Origin of the sequence: Maribellus maritimus (assembly GCF_022267315.1) — a bacterium.
In the GTDB taxonomy this organism is placed as follows: Bacteria; Bacteroidota; Bacteroidia; order Bacteroidales; family Prolixibacteraceae; genus Draconibacterium; species Draconibacterium maritimum.
In genome coordinates, this window is the sequence record NZ_JAIKLE010000001.1 from 36,457 (window position 1) to 56,869 (window position 20,413).

At 39.4% G+C, this 20,413-nt stretch carries 17 protein-coding genes; 3 read left to right on the plus strand and 14 right to left on the minus strand.

Annotated elements, in window-relative coordinates:
• Window positions 1-27: 27 nt before the first annotated feature.
• The 12 genes from K5G00_RS00175 to typA form a co-directional block, all read right to left on the minus strand.
• Window positions 28-1,812 (minus strand): outer membrane protein assembly factor BamB family protein, encoded by a 1,785-nt coding sequence (locus K5G00_RS00175; protein ID WP_238763157.1) that lies wholly within the window; start codon window positions 1,810-1,812, stop codon window positions 28-30.
• Window positions 1,813-2,175: 363 nt separating this feature from the next.
• Complete coding sequence (locus tag K5G00_RS00180) at window positions 2,176-3,438, minus strand: 4Fe-4S binding protein (protein ID WP_238763159.1); 1,263 nt, start codon at window positions 3,436-3,438, stop codon at window positions 2,176-2,178.
• 19 nt (window positions 3,439-3,457) lie between these two features.
• A complete protein-coding gene (locus K5G00_RS00185; protein WP_238763161.1) occupies window positions 3,458-4,066 on the minus strand; it encodes a hypothetical protein in 609 nt (202 codons plus the stop codon).
• A 72-nt stretch (window positions 4,067-4,138) separates the two neighbouring features.
• Entirely contained in the window at window positions 4,139-4,330 is a 192-nt protein-coding gene (locus K5G00_RS00190) for a hypothetical protein (RefSeq protein WP_238763163.1), read from the minus strand.
• A 76-nt stretch (window positions 4,331-4,406) separates the two neighbouring features.
• On the minus strand, window positions 4,407-5,366 hold the full coding sequence (locus tag K5G00_RS00195) for an NHL repeat-containing protein (RefSeq protein ID WP_238763165.1): 960 nt from the start codon (window positions 5,364-5,366) through the stop codon (window positions 4,407-4,409).
• 9 nt (window positions 5,367-5,375) lie between these two features.
• Window positions 5,376-6,800: an outer membrane protein assembly factor BamB family protein gene (locus tag K5G00_RS00200; RefSeq protein WP_238763167.1), complete on the minus strand. Its 1,425-nt coding sequence runs from the start codon at window positions 6,798-6,800 to the stop codon at window positions 5,376-5,378.
• A 1-nt stretch (window position 6,801) separates the two neighbouring features.
• Window positions 6,802-8,046 carry a PQQ-binding-like beta-propeller repeat protein gene (locus K5G00_RS00205; protein ID WP_238763169.1) on the minus strand — a complete coding sequence of 415 codons (1,245 nt, stop codon included), beginning with the start codon at window positions 8,044-8,046 and terminating at the stop codon, window positions 6,802-6,804.
• Window positions 8,047-8,089: 43 nt separating this feature from the next.
• The gene (locus K5G00_RS00210; protein WP_238763171.1) at window positions 8,090-9,334 is read right to left on the minus strand and encodes a PQQ-binding-like beta-propeller repeat protein; all 1,245 of its coding nucleotides are present in this window, start codon (window positions 9,332-9,334) and stop codon (window positions 8,090-8,092) included.
• Between the two features lie 20 nt (window positions 9,335-9,354).
• Window positions 9,355-10,083: a LytR/AlgR family response regulator transcription factor gene (locus tag K5G00_RS00215; protein WP_238763173.1), complete on the minus strand. Its 729-nt coding sequence runs from the start codon at window positions 10,081-10,083 to the stop codon at window positions 9,355-9,357.
• A gap of 6 nt (window positions 10,084-10,089) precedes the next feature.
• On the minus strand, window positions 10,090-11,142 hold the full coding sequence (locus K5G00_RS00220) for a sensor histidine kinase (RefSeq protein ID WP_238763175.1): 1,053 nt from the start codon (window positions 11,140-11,142) through the stop codon (window positions 10,090-10,092).
• 129 nt (window positions 11,143-11,271) lie between these two features.
• Complete coding sequence (locus tag K5G00_RS00225; protein ID WP_238763177.1) at window positions 11,272-12,486, minus strand: PQQ-binding-like beta-propeller repeat protein; 1,215 nt, start codon at window positions 12,484-12,486, stop codon at window positions 11,272-11,274.
• 185 nt (window positions 12,487-12,671) lie between these two features.
• A complete protein-coding gene (gene typA / locus K5G00_RS00230) occupies window positions 12,672-14,486 on the minus strand; it encodes a translational GTPase TypA (RefSeq protein WP_238763179.1) in 1,815 nt (604 codons plus the stop codon).
• Window positions 14,487-14,884: 398 nt separating this feature from the next.
• Between typA and K5G00_RS00235 the strand changes: the two genes are divergently transcribed.
• Complete coding sequence (locus tag K5G00_RS00235; protein ID WP_394800846.1) at window positions 14,885-15,955, plus strand: ATP-binding protein; 1,071 nt, start codon at window positions 14,885-14,887, stop codon at window positions 15,953-15,955.
• Between the two features lie 11 nt (window positions 15,956-15,966).
• On the opposite strand, the gene K5G00_RS00240 is transcribed toward K5G00_RS00235, so the two are convergent.
• Entirely contained in the window at window positions 15,967-17,238 is a 1,272-nt protein-coding gene (locus K5G00_RS00240) for an outer membrane protein assembly factor BamB family protein (RefSeq protein ID WP_238763181.1), read from the minus strand.
• Window positions 17,239-17,334: 96 nt separating this feature from the next.
• Here K5G00_RS00240 and K5G00_RS00245 point away from each other — a divergent pair, with 96 nt between their 5' ends.
• Both K5G00_RS00245 and K5G00_RS00250 read left to right on the plus strand, forming a co-directional pair.
• Window positions 17,335-17,976 (plus strand): SGNH/GDSL hydrolase family protein, encoded by a 642-nt coding sequence (locus tag K5G00_RS00245; RefSeq protein ID WP_238763183.1) that lies wholly within the window; start codon window positions 17,335-17,337, stop codon window positions 17,974-17,976.
• Between the two features lie 6 nt (window positions 17,977-17,982).
• The gene (locus tag K5G00_RS00250; RefSeq protein ID WP_238763185.1) at window positions 17,983-18,759 is read left to right on the plus strand and encodes an endonuclease/exonuclease/phosphatase family protein; all 777 of its coding nucleotides are present in this window, start codon (window positions 17,983-17,985) and stop codon (window positions 18,757-18,759) included.
• A gap of 15 nt (window positions 18,760-18,774) precedes the next feature.
• Here the strand turns inward: K5G00_RS00250 and amaB are convergent, their stop codons facing one another.
• Window positions 18,775-20,322 carry an L-piperidine-6-carboxylate dehydrogenase gene (gene amaB, locus K5G00_RS00255; RefSeq protein WP_238763187.1) on the minus strand — a complete coding sequence of 516 codons (1,548 nt, stop codon included), beginning with the start codon at window positions 20,320-20,322 and terminating at the stop codon, window positions 18,775-18,777.
• Between the last annotated feature and the right edge of the window lie 91 nt (window positions 20,323-20,413).

Genomic DNA, 20,413 nt, shown 5'->3' on the forward strand with positions numbered 1-20,413 from the left:
TTTAAGTCTCAGTTTTAACAAATCATCTTATTTGCCGATACAATATAAATTGTTTTCTCCGCGGATATAAATATATCCGTCCATATAAGCCGGGGTTGTTCCGGCAGTTTCACCGAGTTCATTTTCGCTGATTTTTTTCATTTCCTTTGAACACTCATAAATCCGCATTACTCCGTCGTTATCCATCAAATACATTTTCCCATCGGCAATGGTCGGCGACGAATAAATAGCAGAACCGGTATCATCTTCCCAATATTCCTCTCCGGTTTTCAAATCATAGCAAACAATAACACCATAACTTGTAGCAATAAACAAAAGCCCGTTATAAGCTACCGGACTGGAAGCCTCGGGCAAATACATATCGTCTTCCCAAAGCGTTTCTCCCGTTTTTATATCAATGGCAACCATTCTTGCATATTCATTGGCAGCCACAACAATTCCATCTGAATAAGCCACTGAAGGACCAACTTCACCCATCATACAATCCACTGACCACAGTTCCTTTCCTGTTTCCACATCGTAACCCGCAACAATGGGATCAGCCGTTAAAACCAACTGGTATTTGCCATCAACTTCTGCCAAAACAGGGCTGGCCCACGAAATCTTAGACTGTCTTACGGTTTCCCAGGCTGTATTTCCGGTTGCGGCTTCTAATGCTATAACCTTACCACCACGATTGGTATCAAACTGAACAAAAAGCTTGTTTGTCCATGTAATCAATGATGAAGAATGCCCGTAGTGATTTTCCGGAACTCCCAGATTTTTTGCCCAAACACGGTTCCCGTTCATATCAAAAGCAACAACATCACCTGTAGCAAAAATGGCATAAACCCGTTTCCCATCAGTTGTTAAAGTGGAGGCTGAAAGACCAGTATCTGGTGTAACCCTGGGCATTGAGGACGGTGACCCCTGAATATTATCGGCCTTTGCTGTCCATAGTAATTTCCCGTCGGCCCGACTATAGCAATATATTTCCCGGGAGGAAGCATCTGCACCTGCAATAAATATTTTATCTCCCCAAATCACGGGAGAGTTAAATCCATGTTTTGGGATGGGTGATTTCCAAACTACATTTGTTCCGGCAGTTCCATCCCATTCTGTTGGTATATTTTTACTGTAACTTATTCCCTGCGCTAACGGACCTCGAAATGAGTTATAATTTTTCCGAATTTCGGCGAAGAAATTGTTGGAAGTTGCCGCTGTTGAAGGTTTGGGTTCTGTTTTCTTCACCACTTTTTCTTCATTCTCATTGACTCCGGAATCCACCTCTTTTTCTGCCGAAGTTTCCACGGGTTGCGATTGTTCCGGTGTCGGTTCCTGAAGAGCTTGTTCCTGTTCACTTTTGGTATCTGCCTCCTCAACATTTTCACCAACTTCAATCACTTCAATCCCCTCTTCTTCCGGTGTTGGCACAGCCTGCGCAACACTATTCTCTGCATCGTAATAATTTAAATGATTTACAGTAGCAAACGAAGCTCCCAGCCCCAAAACAAGTACTAACGCACCAACTATTATTATCCCTTTTTGCGCCAGAATCCTACTGGCAATTTCATTCTCATGCTGTGTATCAGGCACTTCAATTTTTGATTTCAAAGAATAATAGTATCGCAGCGCGAGCGCTAAAACAATGGCTCCGAACAATAGAAGATATGCGCCTGTTTTTACCTGCCACTGACTATTAAAATAAGCTTTTCTGGCTAACAGGTCGAAATTACGGATTTCTGCCTTTAATTCTTCGTTGTTGGGTTCCTGTTTTAATCGTTCCACCAAAGCTTCAATTACTTTACTTTCTGTCGGGTCGCTTTTTGACATCTGCCAAAAGTTTAGAAGCAACAACAACGCTACAGTAACGCAAAAAATGCCGGAAAATACTGCTACGTTTTGTGAAAGTTTGATTTTATCTTTTAGTTCCATTTTATGTTTGTTCCTTTTTAATCCTGGTTTCTTTTTGCGGCGAATGGTTCCCGTCTTTTCGACTTGGCGGGAGTGAATGCGCCTTTTATTCGCTTTGTTTATTTTCCCGGAGTAAAAATTCCGGGCTATTTTTATTGAACTCCTTCGGAGTTACTGTAATCAAACTCTTTCAGAGCTCTCTTCGTTTCATTATTTCAACTTTCCCCAAACAACTCTATCCTTTATCCCCCTCCTTAGGAGGGGTTAGGGGAGGCAGCTTTTTCATTTTTCTACCGGGCAATAATCCATACAGCGCCCGCAACTATAACAATTTCCTTTGTGTGGTTCGTAGTCCTGTCTTTTTCGAAAAACAACCGTATTTAATAGAGTCATACCAATTACCAATCCCAAAAATCCGCCGGCAATCATACTTCCGGTGTAGAACTTATCCTGAATTACTTCTGCTTCTTCAACAAGTGTCTCCATTGATTTTCCTGAAGCCAAAAAGGTTTGCACATCGATATTATCCGGATCATTTTTTACTTCGGGTTGCGAAATCAGCAATTCAGCCAGATAAACATCGGGATTTGCTTTTGACAAAAATGTGTGTGATTTTACACCAACAAAAACACCTGCCGCAATCCACAAAGGAATTATTAACGCATAGGTAATAAACCTTTTGGGGCCTAATCCTGACTTTACAACCTCTTTTTCATTGGTAGGATAATCAATTGCATCAAAAGGGCAGGATTTTGAGCAAAGTTTACACTGAATACATTCAGAAGGTGTAATGGTTAAATGCCGCTTTGAAAACCGCGACATCCAACTCAGCAGAACTCCGTAGGGACAGAGAAAACGACAGTAGGGCCTTCCGATAAACATTCCCATCAACAACATGGCAACTCCCAGTATAATCATCAGAGCCTTCGCGTCCATGCGGAATATACCGATAAAAGGATCGTAACGACAAATGATAAAATCGGTTCCTGTTGCTGCAAAAAGTACGGCAAGAGATAAGTAAACATAGGGAATCAACCCCAAAGTTTTATTTAACCATTTTGGTAGACTTAAAGGTTTGATAATCACTAAATCCTGGATAGCTCCCAGCGGACAAACACCTGCACAGAAGGTTCTTCCGTAAAAAAGCGTAACAATAAGAGGCAATACAAAAAACAACAGTGCCGTTATTGATACTGCATACGTTGCATCGAAAAAAGACAAGGTAACATTCTGAATAGCACCAATGGAACATATACAACCGTTCCGGTAAAAACCAAAATAAAGCAGGGCCAAAACAGAAAGCCACAAAATTCCTCTGCGCGAACGCTTTTTTATAATCAAATAAGATGCAACGGCGAGAAAAATTGCCAGTATTAAAACATCAAAATATTCGAGTTGAAGCGCACGCGGCTCAGGTGTTATTGTACTGGGCTGTGTATAACCGGAGTCAAACTCCGGTTTTGGAAACCTCTGTTGCTGAGCATACACCGAAACAGTCAGCAATAAAAAGGCAAAAGTGTAAAGTATGTATTTTAGTTTTTTCATGTCTAACTCAAATCCTTAATCAGATAGTTGGTTTTGTCCAGTCTCCTTTAATATTGTAGGCTTCACTTGCCTTCACTCTTTTTATTGCATCAGAAGGGCACATCCTTGCAATGGAACATTCATTACAATTCAGGCAAATGTCGTGGATAATCTGAAGGTGCAGCGAGCCGTTTCCAAACGATGTACAACCTTTTACACATTTGGCACAACCAATACAAAGGTCTTCGTTGATATGATATTCAAAATAAGGCTCTTCGATAAACTTTCGCTCAATAGCGGCAGTGGGACACAACTGATTTTCTGCCGCAGTTGTTCTTGCATTTGAGTCGGGTTTCAGATAACCTCCACATAAATCGCAGTAACCACATAAATCATAGGCATGTACACATTTCACAGCCGATGGATTCAAAACACACTCGGTGGCGCAACGTCCGCATTGTGTGCAGGCAAAAGGGTCGATCTGCCACACATAATCATCTTTGATTGCTTTACTTAACGACAATCCGCTAACACCTCCCAACGCGAGAGCAAGCGATAAACGTACTCCGCTTTGCAGAAATTCCCTTCGATTTTTTGATTTATTGTTTTTTTCCATGTCTCTTAATGGTTCTCTCGTTGTGCGATGCATGGAACACCGTTTTCAAAAATACGGGCGTAGATGCACCTTTTATTTCGCTTCGCTCACCGAACTTCTGAAACTCTATCTTTTTTCCCTTTCGGTTTTAACTTCCGGATTGACACAGTCGGAATAAATTCCACAGCTTTTGCAGGTAGAAGAAACACTGCAGTTTAAGCTTACCTTTTTATTGACAACCAAATATCCTGTGGATACTGCTATTCCTCCCAACAGGAATAATCTCCCTCCGGTTTTAAAAAATTCTTTTCGATTCATAATTTCAAGTCGGAATTCTGAATTGGAAAACGGGCGTATATCCCATTCCCAATTTTACCATTCCATTATTGATTCTTCATTTCAATTCAAAAACACGTATTATTTTTCGCTCAAAATCGAGCGCGTAAATATTTCCCAAACTATCTGCGGCTATATCCGGCGCTTGGTCCTCGGTGTCAAATTTAACCGGTGGTGCTACAACGCCCAGCAATTCCCCCGATGGTTTATGCACTTTTATTCTAACCAGCCCTTTTTCGCTGGTGACAAAATTCCCATCGGGCAAAAAAGTAAAATGTGCCGGATTACAACACCCGCTGAATCCGTCTATTTTCATGCTTGTGTTCTCCCAAAAAGCCCGCAAGTCACCATCAAATGTATAATTTTCAAGTGCATGCATCCCGGGGTTTACTACCCATAATTCACCTTCACCATTTATATCTATGTCAAAATATGGACTTGGAATGATAAAACCGTGTAAGATATCATCGCCGGCTTTGCCTTCAAATTCTGCAATTTTTTCTCCTGCTTTTGAGAAACGAATAATTCTCCTGTTTCCGGCATCTGCAACAAAAATATCGTTTCCAAAAACCGCGACAGAAGTAAGATATGTATTCTCACCAGGCAGATCCATTTTTAAAAGTTCATCGCCATTTTCAGAAAAAACCAAAACCTGTTTTTCAAGTGTTACATAAACACTGCCTCCTTCAATCTTTAATGAATGAGATTTTCCGGGTAAGCTGAATTCATTTTGTAAAACCCCGGAAAAATCAATAATTTTCAAACTACCGTCTCCGGAAACTAAAATCTTTCCCTCTCCCGCAGCAACAGCATCTGGTTCATCAAAACCTATTTTGAAATTTTTTGTCTCTTTATATAAAACCAAATCGTCATCTACATCCTTAAATTCATCGATATTATATTCATAAGGATTTGCCTTGCTTTTATTGGGTTTATCCGACATATATTCACCCACAAAAACAGCCACAATTACCAAGGCCAGAATTACCAAAAAAATAACGATTCCTTTGTTTTTCATTTTGATAAATTAGACGTTCAAATCAATACAAACCATTGTTTTTGAATCCCTCATAATTAAATATCCATCAGACAGGGCAAACGGAGCCCAGGCATCGTGCCCGTCTTCAATTACTTTCACCTGATCGAGCTGAATATAACTTTGGGTACTTGGTTTTACAATAGTAAGTGTACCGTCATCGCTCAACACAAACATTTTGTTGTCGGCCATAAAGTAAGGGCCCAAACCAAAACGAACCTCTTTACCACTCGACCATACTACTTTTCTTGTATCGGAGGGGTCTACACAAATCAACTGATTCCTGAGAGCACCACCATCTTTAGGTAAAATTCCAAAAAGATGATTCTCCCAAAGAATTGGCGTTTGCTGCTCACAAGCTAATCCATCCTTTGGTGCATATTCATACAAAGGCTCAATGGAATAAATGCCATTGTTTTCAGAAAGCTGAAGCACCATACTTCCTGCACCGTAACCGGCAGTCATAAATATCTTCCCATCGGACATACATACCGGTGAGGGCGCAACAACAGAGTGGTTCCAGGCGGGTGTTTCCCAAAGTATTTGTCCGGCATCGTCGCCTTCAGCAGCCACAGCAACCATTCCACCAACTGCACTGTAGACATACATCTTTCTCCCTCCAAAAGTGAAAGGAATTACTGAAGAATGCGACATTAACCAATTGTTTGGATTAGGCGTTTCCCAGATTTTTTCTCCGGTTGCACAATCAATTGCTACCATCAACGCTTTTCCTCCGGTTGCAATTATCGCTTTCCCGTCATCGATTAGCGGACACTGACCGGTGTACCACAATGGAATTTCCGATTCATACTCCTTGGCCACATCCAATCCCCAAATTAAGTTGGCCGTTTCACGCTCCAAACACATTACGTGGCACATTGGCCCCATTGTTAAAATATAGTCTTCGGTTACGGCAGGAATTGTGCGCGACATTCCATGGTTTCGTTTGATATTTAAACTGTAACCACGCGCCCACATTTCTTTCCCTTCCACAACCGAAAAACAACGCAGCATATCAGCACGTTTTTCCTCATCGTAATCCAACACATAGGCAAGTCCCTTATATATAGCTGCTCCCGAGTGGCCTTCACCCAATTCAACGCTCCATAAAATCTTTGGTCCCTCTGCCGGGAATTTGTCAATCAACTTTACCGGAGACTTCGAGATGTTGTCAAAATCAGCTCCCCTGAATCTTGGCCAGGTTTCTGAAAGTTCGGTATATTCTGTATTATACTCGCGAATAATCTCACCTATATTTACCATCTGAACCGAATCGCCCGCCCCGCGATTATCAGCACCTGCTTCGCTGACCTTAAAGTTATGGGTCGGATCATTGCTCAGCCACCAAAATATAATTCCGACTCCAATGAAACCGGTGATCAGAAGAATGATTTTTATGGTTTTTTTGTCGTTCATTCTAAGCTTTTATGTTATAAACCATCAGAACATCGCCATGCCTAATAAAAAGCATTCCGTTGTAAATGGCAGGATGCGCCCAGTGTGGTCCTACTCCTTTGTCAACCTTAAAAGTACTTATAATTTTTAATTTTTCAGGAGAAGGTTTGACAAGAGCAACATTTCCTCTTTTTTCTTCAAAAAGATAAAGCATTCCATCCGCAAAAATAATGGAGCCTTTATTTTCCCAATCTGTTTCCCAGTTTGTTTTACCGGTATCCCAATTTACACTGGCCCACTTTCCCCGTGCGTTATTTGTCCAGGTTGAGCCGTAAATATTCCCATCAACCAAAACTGTTCCGCCATGGTGTGTATCCAAAGTATCATTTTCCCATTTTATTTCTACGGATTCACCATCTTCAGAAAGAGAAAACAGTATACCTGGATGATTGTAGCCACTGGTTTGAAAGATTTCTCCGTTATGGTATAAAGGTGGATTTGTTTGCGCACCAACTCCAATACTTTCCGTGTGAAATTGTAAAAGGTCAAAACTCCAGATAATCCTGCCATCTTCCGGAGCAACTGCGATGAAGTCCTCCGATGTTTGTGCCAGAATTATTTTTTTTCCGTTATGATTTATTAAAACCGGCGATGCGTATGATTTTGCACCTCCCATACTTTTTGTTTTCCAAACAAGCGAGCCGTCTTTTTTATTTAAGGCAACCAGTGCATTTTCTTCTCCTCCTGTTGTATATAAAACGGCGTCATCGATCAGTAACAACGCCTCTGCATCGCCATGCTTAAAAATTTCGCCTCCATATTTTTTTATGGCATCAACCTGCCAAACTACTTTTCCTGTAAGTGCATCAATACAATTTACCTGTCCGGTGCCACTTGACACATACAATTTTTTGTTTTCATAAGTTGGTGTGCTGCGGCTGTCGATATAAGAGGCCGTCCAGGAACGCCCGTAAGGAACATCCCAAAGCAACTCCCCTTTTAAATTATATGCTGAAAGAATATCGATGGTATCTTCTTTTATACCTGTAATAAAAATTGTTTCATCAGCCAAAATTGGTTGAGAATATCCTTTCCCGACTCCTTCAATTTCAAGGAAAACTTCTGGTCCGCTTTCAGACCACTCTTTTAAGAGGCCCGATTCGTTATAAATACCTGAACGATTATCTCCTCGAAACTCAATAATTTCCTGAGCAAACAGTACTTCTCCAGACAGCAACAACAATAGTATGGTAAATATGAATCTCATGAATTAAGTTCGTTGATAAAAAGCAAAATTATTCCTTTAATTTTTATTTGTTTTTGATATCGTAAACCATCAAAACCTCACCATGGCGCATAAATAATTTACTGTCGGCAATAAACGGATGCGCCCAGTGTGTTCCGGCACCTTTACTAATTCTAAATTGACTAACGACTTCAAATCCATCAGGATCCGGTTTTACTAAGCCTACATTTCCTCTTTCGTTGTATGCATACAACATACCGTCGGCCATTACAAGCGATCCTTTGGTATCCCAGTCGGCAACATATTTAATTTCGCCGGTATTCCAACTCATACAAACCCAGCGGCCTCTTTTGTTATCAAACCAGTTTGAACCGTATAAATAACCATCATACAGAATAACTCCATGGTGATGATTATCAAAAGTATGATCGACAAATACTTCAGAAACACCGGATCCCAATGAATCCATTTCAAGCATTACCGCCGGATAATCATAGCCCATGGTTATAAAGATTCGATTGTCTTTACAAAGAGGAGTATTTGTCCAGATTAAACCATTGTCCTGCCATTTCCATTCTTTCGGTTTCCAATATTGATACGTCCATTTTATTTCCCCTGAATTCGGATCCAGGGCAATCAGGTGCGAAGCAATCACAGCCAACACAAACCGATGTCCGTTAAATTCATAAACGGTTGCAGAGGCGTAAGCTCTTGGTCCTCCTATCGATTCACTTTGCCAGGCCAGTTCCCCGGTCATTTTATCAAAAGCAACCACGCTTGTTTTCTGTCCGCCGGGAGTACAAATAACTTTGTCATCAACAATAAGCGGAGTCTCAGCATTTCCCCAAACGTGGTACTGGCATTCAAATTCTTTGTCCACATCCACGGCCCAAATTTCTTTACCGGTTTCCCGGTTTAAACAAACCAGTCTGCCGGTTCCGCTTTGTACATAAATACGGTCGTCTTCAACTGTGGGAGTACTTCTTGTGTCAGGAAATGACTGGTTCCAAGAGCGGCCATATGACACCTGCCACTTTATATTTCCGTCCATATCAATAGCTGACAGATAATCAAGGGTATCAATCATTCCTGTTGTGTAAATCATGTTATTGTAAAAGATCGGAGATGACCAACCTTTGCCAATTTTTTCCACTTCCAGAATTTGTGCGGGCCCATCGGCAGGCCATTCTTTTAACAAGCCTGTCTCATTAAAAATCCCATCACGGTTCGGGCCACGCCATTGCGCGAGTTGAGCACTTAAACTCAAAGCGGACATAAGCAAAATAAAGATTGTAATCGTTGTTCTCATTATTAGTTTTTTGATTGATATTATTTATTTATAAATCCGTTATAATCAAGGCGTTTAAATACCGCTTCTTTATAACTTGTGCCGATCGGAAATTCCTTTTCACCAATATAAATACTTACCGGACTGAAACTTGTTATTCTCTCTGTTGCCACGATAAAAGAACGATGAATACGCAGAAAAACGTCGGAAGGGAGAATATCACCGATGGAAGAAATTGTATAACGAATGTTTATTTCCCTATTTTCAGTAACCACTTTCAGGTTGTCGCCCATACTCTCGGTAAACACAATTTCGGAGACCGGAATTTTATGAATTATATTTTTTTCTCTTAAGTATAAAAATGCTTCGTTTGTTCCTTTTCTACGAACGGATACTTCACTGCCGGATACAAAAAACGCGTTAAACTTATCAACTGCCTGCATAAACCGTTCAAACGAAATAGGTTTTAACAAATAGTCGAGGACATTTAAGTCGTAGCCCTGAAGGGCATATTGCCGATGGGCGGTTGTTAATATTACATGAGGCGGATTTTTGAGCGTTTTGATGAGTTCTGTTCCTTTCATTTCAGGCATATGAATATCAAGAAACATTAAATCAACTTTATTTTGGGCTAAAAAATTAAAGGCATCATAAGCGTCACAGGCAGTTCCTGCAATTTCAATGGAATCTATTTTACTGAGGTGTGTTTTCAACACTTCAATCGCAAGAGGTTCATCATCTACTATTAAACATTTTGCCTTTTTATCCATCGTTAATTAATTATTCCAAAATATTTTTAAATCTACCTCAAAATGTTTTTTATCAAATTTGATAAGCAAATCGTGCAAATCAGGATATATCAGTTCAAGTCTTCTTTTTACATTTTTCAAGCCTATTCCTTCGCCAACAGTTTCGTCTTTTTTAGTCTCTCCCGGAACTGTATTGAGCACATTTAACCGCAAAAATTTTTCACCAACTTTTAAGCTTATTTTAATGTTGGGCTTTGCTCTATCGTTACTTGCACCGTGTTTAAAACTGTTTTCGATAAAAGGCAACAAAATAAGCGGTGCTATCTGATGACTATCAATATCTCCTTCAATTTTATAATCTAATTCAAGTCTTTGGTTATACCTCATCTTTTCCAATTCAATATAGCTTTCCAATATATCCAGTTCTTTTTCCAGCGGTACATAATCGTCATTACTTTTATAAATCATGTAATCAAGCAAACCGGCAAGTTTTAATACTATATCCGGTGTTTTTTCTGATTTTATTAAAGTAAGCGCATACAAATTATTGAGTGTGTTAAAAAGAAAATGCGGATGAACCTGGGCTCTCAAAAAACTCAACTCTGCGGCCAGTTTTTCTTCTGCAAGCTTTTTATTTTTTTGCTCATCGACATACCATTTCTTAAAAATTATTATTGCAGTTGCCAAAACCGGAATTCCATAATTTGAAATTAACTTGTTGAAGATTTTAGGGAGATAAAAAAGCGAGTAATGAGAAAAGTCATAATACCCGGTATATCTGTTTGTAAAATAATAAGAACTCCAAATGATAAAACCATAAAGAACAGCGTGGAAAACGGCAAGAATTCCAAAAGTAACGAACTTCTTTTTCTCCGTTGCAAAGGGAAGAATCAAGTATATGAAGACATACGTACCAATAATCCGCGACGGTAACAAGGTAAGGCTAATAATAAGTTCTTCATGATAACGATCGAGGTAGCCTCCATAGGTAATCCAATACATCAGAAAAATCAGCACCCAAAATAAAAGATGCCACAAAAAGCGGAACCTGAAAAATATAGGAAGCTGATTTTCTGCCATTTTAATTTTTGATTTTTACCAAACTTACTTCATGCCTGATAAACAAACAAATTGCTGCGACGAACACATAATAAAAGAAGATGTTTAGATGTTTTAAGCTCCTCTTTCTATGTTATTTAGAATGAGTCTTTATTTGATTTTATAGGCAATCAGCACATTTCCATGTCTTACATATAACTTACCGTCGTTTATCACCGGATGAGCCCAATGTTGGGCTGAACCTAACTCTACCTTTGTTTGACTTATAACATCAAATTTTTCAGGAGTGGTTTTCACCAGTGCCAGTTCTCCTCGTTCGCTGTAACAATACAACATTTCGTCGGCATAAATTAACGTGCCTTTTGTTAAATCTTTTGATGCATATTTTTCTTCACCTGTTTTCCAATCAACGCATCTCCATTCGCGGGCGTTGTCACCGGAGCCGTATAAATATCCGTCAACCATTACCATTCCACCAATGCGGCTATCAAGTTTCTCACTTTTCCATACTTCCTTCACGCTGCTTCCGTCGGCACTAAGTTCAAGTTTTTCCCCTCCTTGTCCGTATCCGCTGAAACAAAATATCCCCCCTGCTTCATAAATTGGTGTATTAGGATGAACGGCCCAACGATTGGTATGTGGATAAGACCATAGTAATTTACCATCGGCAGCATCAAGTCCGATCAAATGATCGGCGGTGTGAGTAACCAAAAGTTTCCTTGCGGGCAATTCCACTACCAGAGGCGTGCAATAAGCAGAAAGCTCACCTTTCCCTTCCGATGACCATATCACATCTCCGTTAAAACGGTTTAAAGCAACTACGTTATTTCTTTTCCCTCCGGGTGTAACAAAAACCCTGTCCCCGTCAACAACTACCGTTTCAGTAACTCCCCACTGAATATTTCTGCCATCAAAATCATTCAACATATCTTTTCGCCATTTTAAGGAACCATCTTTTGCATCCATACAGGTGAGAACTCCGTAACCGGAATAAATGTATAACAAATTGCCAACTACGGTTGGCGAAGACCGAACGCCGGGGTAGCTTTCAAAAAATTCTTTTCCGTATGATTCTTCCCATAACAATTTTCCGTTCTTATCGAGAACAATAACATACCCTTCATTATCTTTCCCTCCGGTTATATAAATCATATCGTTCGCAAAAACAGGAGATGAGAATCCTTCTCCCAAATCATCAAAATGCCAAATTATTTCGGGTCCTGATGCCGGCCATTCTTTTAACAAACCAGTTTCATCATAGATTCCATTTCCATGTGGACCACGCCACTTGGTAGGAATTTGTGCATCAGAAACAAAGCTTGTTAGCAAAAGGATAAAAACTAGCAACAAAGTATTTTTACTCATGACTTTAAGGTTTATATTAAACGTCTAAAATAAAATCAATGCGCATCATTTGCAATGGGTGAATTCAATTTATTACATGTCTAAATAGTAATATATGTTTACATTTTATTAAGATCTTGTTAACAAATGCAGACATAAAAAAAGCCCTGCAAAACAGAGCTTTAAATTATTTTTGAATATCAGTCTTATTCCTGAGTAACCGATTTTGCCTGTCGTTTCCGGTCGTGCTCATTTAACAGGATTTTTCTCAAACGCATATATTTTGGCGTAATCTCAATATATTCATCATTGCGAATATATTCCATAGCTTCTTCCAGCGAAAATTTTATAGCCGGAGCAATTGCGGTTTTATCGTCGGAACCGGCAGCACGCATATTGGTAAGCTTTTTTGTTTTTACAATATTGAGGGTCAAATCATCCTGGCGGGTATTTTCTCCGATTACCTGGCCAGCATAAACATCTTCGCCTGGTTCAACAAAAAATTTTCCCCGATCTTGCATCTTATCAATTGAATAGGCAATGGCTGTTCCGGTTTCCAGCGAAATCAGGGCTCCGTTTCTGCGAACTCCCAAATCGCCTTTCCAGGGTTCGTACCCATAAAAACGATGGGCCATTATTGCTTCTCCCTCGGTTGCTGTTAACATTTGGTTTCGCAACCCGATTAATCCACGCGCCGGGATTAAAAAATCAAGATGAGCGCGGTCCTCCTTGATCTCAATATTGGCAATATCTCCTTTCCGCTGTGTAACCAGTTCAATCACCTTTCCCGAGAATACGTCGGGAACATGCACTGTTAAAGCTTCAATGGGCTCGTGTTTTTTTCCGTCAATTTCTTTTGTGAGTACTTTCGGTTGTCCAACCTGCAACTCAAAACCTTCACGACGCATGGTTTCTACCAAAATAGACAAGTGAAGAATTCCCCGGCCATAAACCAAAAAAGAATCGGCCGATGCAGTATCTTCAACCCGAAGTGCAAGATTTTTTTCTGTTTCCTTATACAATCGGTCTCTTAACTGGCGCGAGGTAACAAACTTTCCATCTCTCCCAAAAAAAGGTGAGTTGTTTGCTACAAAATACATACTCATCGTTGGTTCGTCCACTTTTATCGGCGTTAATCCCTCCGGCTCTTCTCCGTCGGCAATGGTATCGCCAATATCAAATCCTTCCAAACCAAGCACGGCACAAATTTCACCTGAAGGAACCGGCTCTTTTGTTTTTTCTTTTCCCAAACCTTCAAAAAGGTAAATTTCTTTGGCCACGGTTTTTACCACTTTTCCGTCGCGTTTAACCAGCGAAACCTGAGAACCGGGCACCAATTGACCACGTGTTACTTTTCCAACAGCAATCCGCCCGGTGTAAGACGAATAATCCAGTGAGGTAATGCGCATTTGTAATGTTCCCTCTTTATGTTGGGCTGCAGGAATATGTTCTATTATTTCATCCAAAAGATAACTGATATCACTGGTGGGTTCTTTCCAGTCGGATCCCATCCAGCCAGCTTTTGATGAACCAAAAACGGTGGGAAAATCCAGCTGATCTTCGGTTGCCTCCAGGCTGAACATCAGATCAAACACTTTTTCCTGTGCAATTTCAGGTGTGCAGTTTGGCTTGTCAACCTTATTGATCACAACAATTGGTTTTAAACCAAGATCAATAGCTTTCTGCAACACAAAACGGGTTTGTGGCATCGGGCCTTCAAAAGCATCAACAATCAGTAACACTCCATCGGCCATGTTTAACACACGCTCTACCTCGCCTCCAAAATCGGAGTGACCGGGGGTATCGATAATATTGATTTTTGTGTCTTTGTAACGTACCGAAACGTTTTTGGAAAGAATGGTAATTCCACGTTCACGCTCCAGTTCATTATTATCCAAAATCAAATCCTGAACTTCCTGGTTTTCACGAAAAAGATTCACCTGGTGTAAAATCCTGTCAACCAGTGTCGTTTTCCCATGGTCAACGTGTGCAATAATTGCAATATTTCTAATTTCTGTCATTTTCAAATTTTACTAAAAACTAAAACCATGTTTACCTAAAAATGTTCTCATTCTTTGTTTGCACTTTAAACTGAATCAGAATGATTTAAGTAAATTGGCGCGCAAAAGTAAGAAAGTTTTTTTTCAGAAAAATCAAATTACGGTTAAATCGGTATTTATATGTAGAAAATTAATATCGGATTCTGAATACACAAAACAATAAGTTTTAAACTTCCAATATTTTCAAAATGGAATCTCTTATCTACTCAGTCCAAACAGTTAAATATTCGATTAGAACCGAAAAATTAAGGGTTAATTCTTCGGTTTTAATCGAAACAATATACATTTTATAAAAAAGTAAATGATACCAAGAATTCTGGAGCATACAATAACAGAAGATTTTAAACTCAAAAAAAGCAATCGTTCTGACTGGCGCCCGACAGGTTGGAAAAACAACTTTATTACAAAAACTTGTTTCTGATTATAAACATGTGAAAATAATAAACGGAGACGAGCCTGATTCCAATGAACAACTTGTAAATCTGACGTCTTCCCGCTTAAAATCGACAATTGGTAACGCCCAAGCAATTTTAATTGATGAAGCTCAGCTAATTCCCGATATAGGAATTGCATTAAAACGTATCACAGATTATTTAAAAGATGTACAATTATTTGTCTCAGGTTCCTCGTCTATTGAACTTGCCAATAATATAAACGAACCACTCACAGGAAGAAAATTAGAATATCAACTTTTCCCCCTTTCTTTTGAAGAAATGGTTAATTACACAAATCTGACAGAAGAAAAACGACAGTTAAAACATCGCATGATTTTTGGTTATTATCCCGACATTGTAACAAATCCGGGAAATAAAATAAAACTATTAAAAAGCCTGGCCGGAAGCTATTTATACAAAGATATTCTCTCTTTTGGGACCATTCAAAAGCCTGTGCTACTTGACAAATTACTAAAAGCACTGGCACTCCAACTTGGTAATGAAGTATCGTTCAACGAGCTAAGCCAAATAGTTGGAGCTGATAAAGAAACTGTTGAACGCTATATCAACCTACTCGAAAAAGCATTTATTATCTTCCAACTAAACGCCCTTAACCGAAACATCAGAAATGAAATAAAAAAAGGCAAAAAAATCTATTTTTATGATAATGGGATCAGAAATGCGCTAATAGGTAATTTTCAGCAGTTTGAACTACGAACCGATAAAGGAGCTCTTTGGGAAAACTTTATTATAAGCGAAAGAATTAAAAAATTGAATTATAATCAATTTTATGGAAACTACTATTTCTGGAGAACTTTCAGACAACAGGAAATAGATTTCATTGAGGAAGCAGATGGGAAATTTTCAGCATTTGAATTTAAGTTAAACTCAAAAAAAAGAGTTCGCTTTTCAAAAACGTTTACTGAAGCCTACCCTATTAATACAACAAAAACGATTTCACCTGAAAACATTGAGGAGTTTCTATTTTCCCAATAAGCAGGTTCCTTCTACTCTATCAAATACAAATTCTTTTCTGTACGCAGTAGTAATTTATCCTGAATAAAAACGGGAACCGCTTTTACAGTTTCATCGATATCATTTTCTGCTATTTTTTGGAATGTGTCTCCGGGTTTAACAATCGAACAAAAACCTTTCACATTGATAAAATAAATATTTCCACCTGCGTAAACAGGAGAAGAATTAAAATTCCCTCTTAGTTTTTCTTTCCAGATCACTTCTCCGGTCATTGCATCAAGGCAGGTAACCATTCCACGATCGTGTACCATGTACATTTTCCCGTCAATAATCACCGGAGTTGGAATTTGCGGTACTTCATCTTCATACATCCATTTAATATGAGTTTCTGTAACATTTCCTTTTCCTGTAGGGTCTACCGCATATTGCCGTGTAAAATAGGGTTTATTATCCAAAAAAATCCAGCCTGAGTTTACAAATACCAATCCGTTCCAAAAAAGTGGCTGGCTGACGGTAGAATCGTAGCCATATTCAATCGTCCAAATTACCTCACCAGTATTAATATCGTGTGCGAAACACATAAATGAAGAGTTACTGATTAACAAATCACGACCGTTTACATTCACTACAATTGGCGTTTGGTACGATTTGCGGTACACCGGTTCCAGCTTATCATAAACTTCCTTTGGCCGCACACTTTTCCAAATGGTTTCACCTGTAAACTTATCAAGCGCAACAACATACGGATCTTCCGTTCCCTCCAAATGCACAATCAATTTATCTTTATAAATAATAGGCGATGATGCCGGTCCCTGCATGTGGTCGCATTTTAAATCTTCGCGTTTCCAAACTACGTCAAAATTATTCGTGTTGATGCAAGCTGTACCAAATGTTCCGTAATGTACATATACAAAATCGTCTTCGATACAAGGTGTGGGCGTTGCATAAGAATTGGTGCTGTGAATGCGTTGTGGTTCCACGCAGGAAAAGATTGTTTTTTCATCCAACAACTTTCCTGAATTTAAATCGAAACAAAACGTATAAAATTCTTTCCCATCTTCCGTTGCCGAAGTGAGCCAAATCTGATTGCCAAAAACAACCGGAGATGACCAGCCCGTTCCTTTTACCGGAACTTTCCATACAACATTTGTGGAATCGCTCCAATGTAAAGGTGCTTTTGTAACCTGCGCGTGTCCGTCCATATTAGAGCCTCGAAAATGTGTCCAGCTATTCGGATTCTGAGCAAAACTTACAACACAAAAAAGTAAAATGGGAAATACCGTGGCTGTGATTTTTCGTTTCATAAACTTAGGTTTAGGTTACAAGCAACCAAAGTTAACCTAAAAATTATTACAGCCTCAAAATAAAAGCATACTTTTATTCCAACTTAAACGAACGTTATGTACAAATATCTAATTATAATCATTGCTCTGATCGGTTTTTCAGGGTTTCAGCAAAAACAAAAGAAAATCTTAATTATCGGAGACTCCATTTCGATTGGCTACACTCCGTTTGTAAAAGAGGCGTTGGCAGATAAAGCGCTCATAGTTCATAACGAAGGAAACGGCCAACACACAGGCAACGGATTGGAAAAACTGGACTCGTGGATAAATAATGAAAAATGGGATGTAATTCAGTTCAACTGGGGTTTGTGGGATTTATGTTACCGAAGTCAGGATTCCAAAGAACAGGGAAACCGCGATAAAATAAATGGAAAAATTACCTATTCAGTTGAAGAGTATCAGCAAAATCTGGAACAACTCGTAAAAGAACTAAAAATGACCGGAGCTAAATTAATTTTTGTGACAACTTCTTATGTTCCCGAAAACGAAGCGGGAAGATTTCCCGGCGACGAGTTGAAATACAATAAAATGGCAAAACAAATTATGAAAGAAAACGGAATTTTGGTAAACGATATTTGGAAAGCCACTAAAAAAATCCACAAAAAATACGGGCAAGCGCCAAACAATGTCCATTATACCCCGGAAGGATATAAACAAATTGCCGACAAAATCACTTCTTTTTTAAAAAAGGAATTATAATATTTTATGAAAAAATGTATCTTTTTTCTTTCCGCTTTTTTGATTTTCACAGGAGTTAAATCGCAGGAAGAGCAAACAATTCGGGTGTTAACCTTTAATATTTTACATGGCGCAACAACCAAAGGAGATTTTGATTTGGATAAAATTGCATCTGTGATCAAACAAACCAATCCCGACGTGGTGGCTTTGCAGGAGGTAGATTTCAAAACCAGGCGTGCCCGGGGTTACGATTTAGCCACAGAACTCGGCTGGCGCACAAAAATGGCACCACTGTTTGGAAAAGCCATGGATTATGATTGCGGCGGTTATGGGGAAGGCGTTTTGTCAAAATATCCGATTATCTCCAGCAAAAATGTTTTGCTTCCTCATTCTCCGAAAAATGAGCCACGCGCAGCATTGGAAATTACAATAGAACTCCCTTCCGGCGACACCATTTGTTTTATTGGCACTCACCTTGATCATCTGGCAAATAGTGTTGACCGAATTACGCAAACCCAAAAAATTAATCGTGTTTTTTCTGAAAACAAATATCCCACAATTTTAGCCGGCGATTTAAATGCTACTCCTGAAAGTGAAGCCATCGGTATTTTAGAATCTGTTTGGACAGATGTTTATCAAACCGAAGCTCCTTTTACCTTTCCTTCGGATAAGCCAAACAGAAAAATTGACTACATACTTTACAAACCAGCAAGCAAATGGAAAGTAATTGAAACCAAAATAATTTGCGACAGTATCGCTTCAGATCACTGCGCTCATTTTGCGATACTAAAACTGCAAAAATAAAAAGCACCAATATCGCTACACGTCAAATTTTATTCCCTGCGCCAGAGGCAAATTTGTACTAAAATTGATGGTATTTGTCTGCCGCCACATATAACTTTTCCAGGCGTCGGAACCCGATTCCCTTCCGCCACCTGTTTCTTTCTCTCCGCCAAAAGCACCGCCAATTTCGGCTCCCGAAGTTCCAATGTTTACATTTGCAATTCCGCAATCAGAACCTTCGTGTGACAAAAATTTTTCAGTTTCCAATAAATTGGTTGAAAACATTGCGGATGACAATCCTTGTGGAACGGCGTTGTGCAAACGAATCGCCTCATCCAATTCCGTATATTTTATCATATAAAGCAAAGGTGCAAAAGTTTCTTCCTGAACGATTGAAAAATGGTTTTCAACTTCAGCAATCGACGGGCTAACAAAACATCCTGACTCAAATTCATCACCAGTCAAAACTTCTCCTTTCAAAATCATTTTTCCACCTTCTTCTTCCACTCGCTGAATGGCATTCAAATAATTTTGCACTGCTTTTTTATCAACCAGCGGACCAACCAGCTTTTGTGGGTCGAGTGCATGACCAATAGCAAGTTGTTTGTAAACCTCCACCAACTTTTCTTTAAACATTTCAAAAATAGATTGATGAACGATGATTCTCCGCGTTGAAGTACATCGCTGCCCGCAAGTTCCCACAGCGCCAAAAACAACGGCGCGGAGTGCCATTTCCGGATGGGCATTTTTAGTAACTATGATTGCATTGTTTCCGCCCAGTTCGAGAATTGCTTTTCCAAGTCTTCCGCCGACAAGTCGCCCTACTTTTTTCCCCACTTTTGTTGAGCCGGTAAAAGAAATAAGCGGAATATTTCTATTACTGAGAAATTCGTCGCCGAATTGATTGGAATCGGCAGCCACTAGGTTTACAACTCCTTCCGGCACATTATTTTCTTTCAAAACATTGGCAATAATTTTATGCACGGCAACCGCACACAAATATACTTTTGAAGACGGTTTCCAAACCACTACATCGCCACAAACCAGCGCAATCATCGCATTCCACGCCCAAACAGCCACCGGAAAATTGAATGCTGAGATCACGCCCACAACTCCAAGCGGATGATACTGGTCATACATTCTGTGTTTTTCGCGTTCAGAATGCATGGTAAATCCGTACAACTGCCTCGATTGACCAACAGCAAAATCGCAGATATCGATCATTTCCTGAACCTCTCCCAAACCTTCCTGCAAAATTTTTCCCATTTCATAAGAAACCAATCTGCCCAGCGGTTCTTTGTATTTTCTCAATTCCAAACCAATCTGCCGCACAATTTCACCACGTTTGGGAGCAGGAATCATTCTCCAGGTTCCGAATGCATTTTTAGCTGTTTGAATCACTTCATAAAAATCTTTGGGAGAAGCCTGGTAAACGCCGCCTATTAATTTCCCATCAGAAGGAGAAAACGACTTCACAAAATTCCCGGTCGTTTTTTTCCATTTTGTTCCGGTACAAATACCATAACTTTCTTTTTCAACCCCCAGTTTTTGAAGGTCTGCATTTATATCAAATTGAAATTTCATTGTTTTCATTTTAAGTATTAAAAAAAATCACCTCAACTCAGTAGTTGTGTTCACAGAAGAAAAAGTTGAAAGGGAAAAACTAATGCGAAAA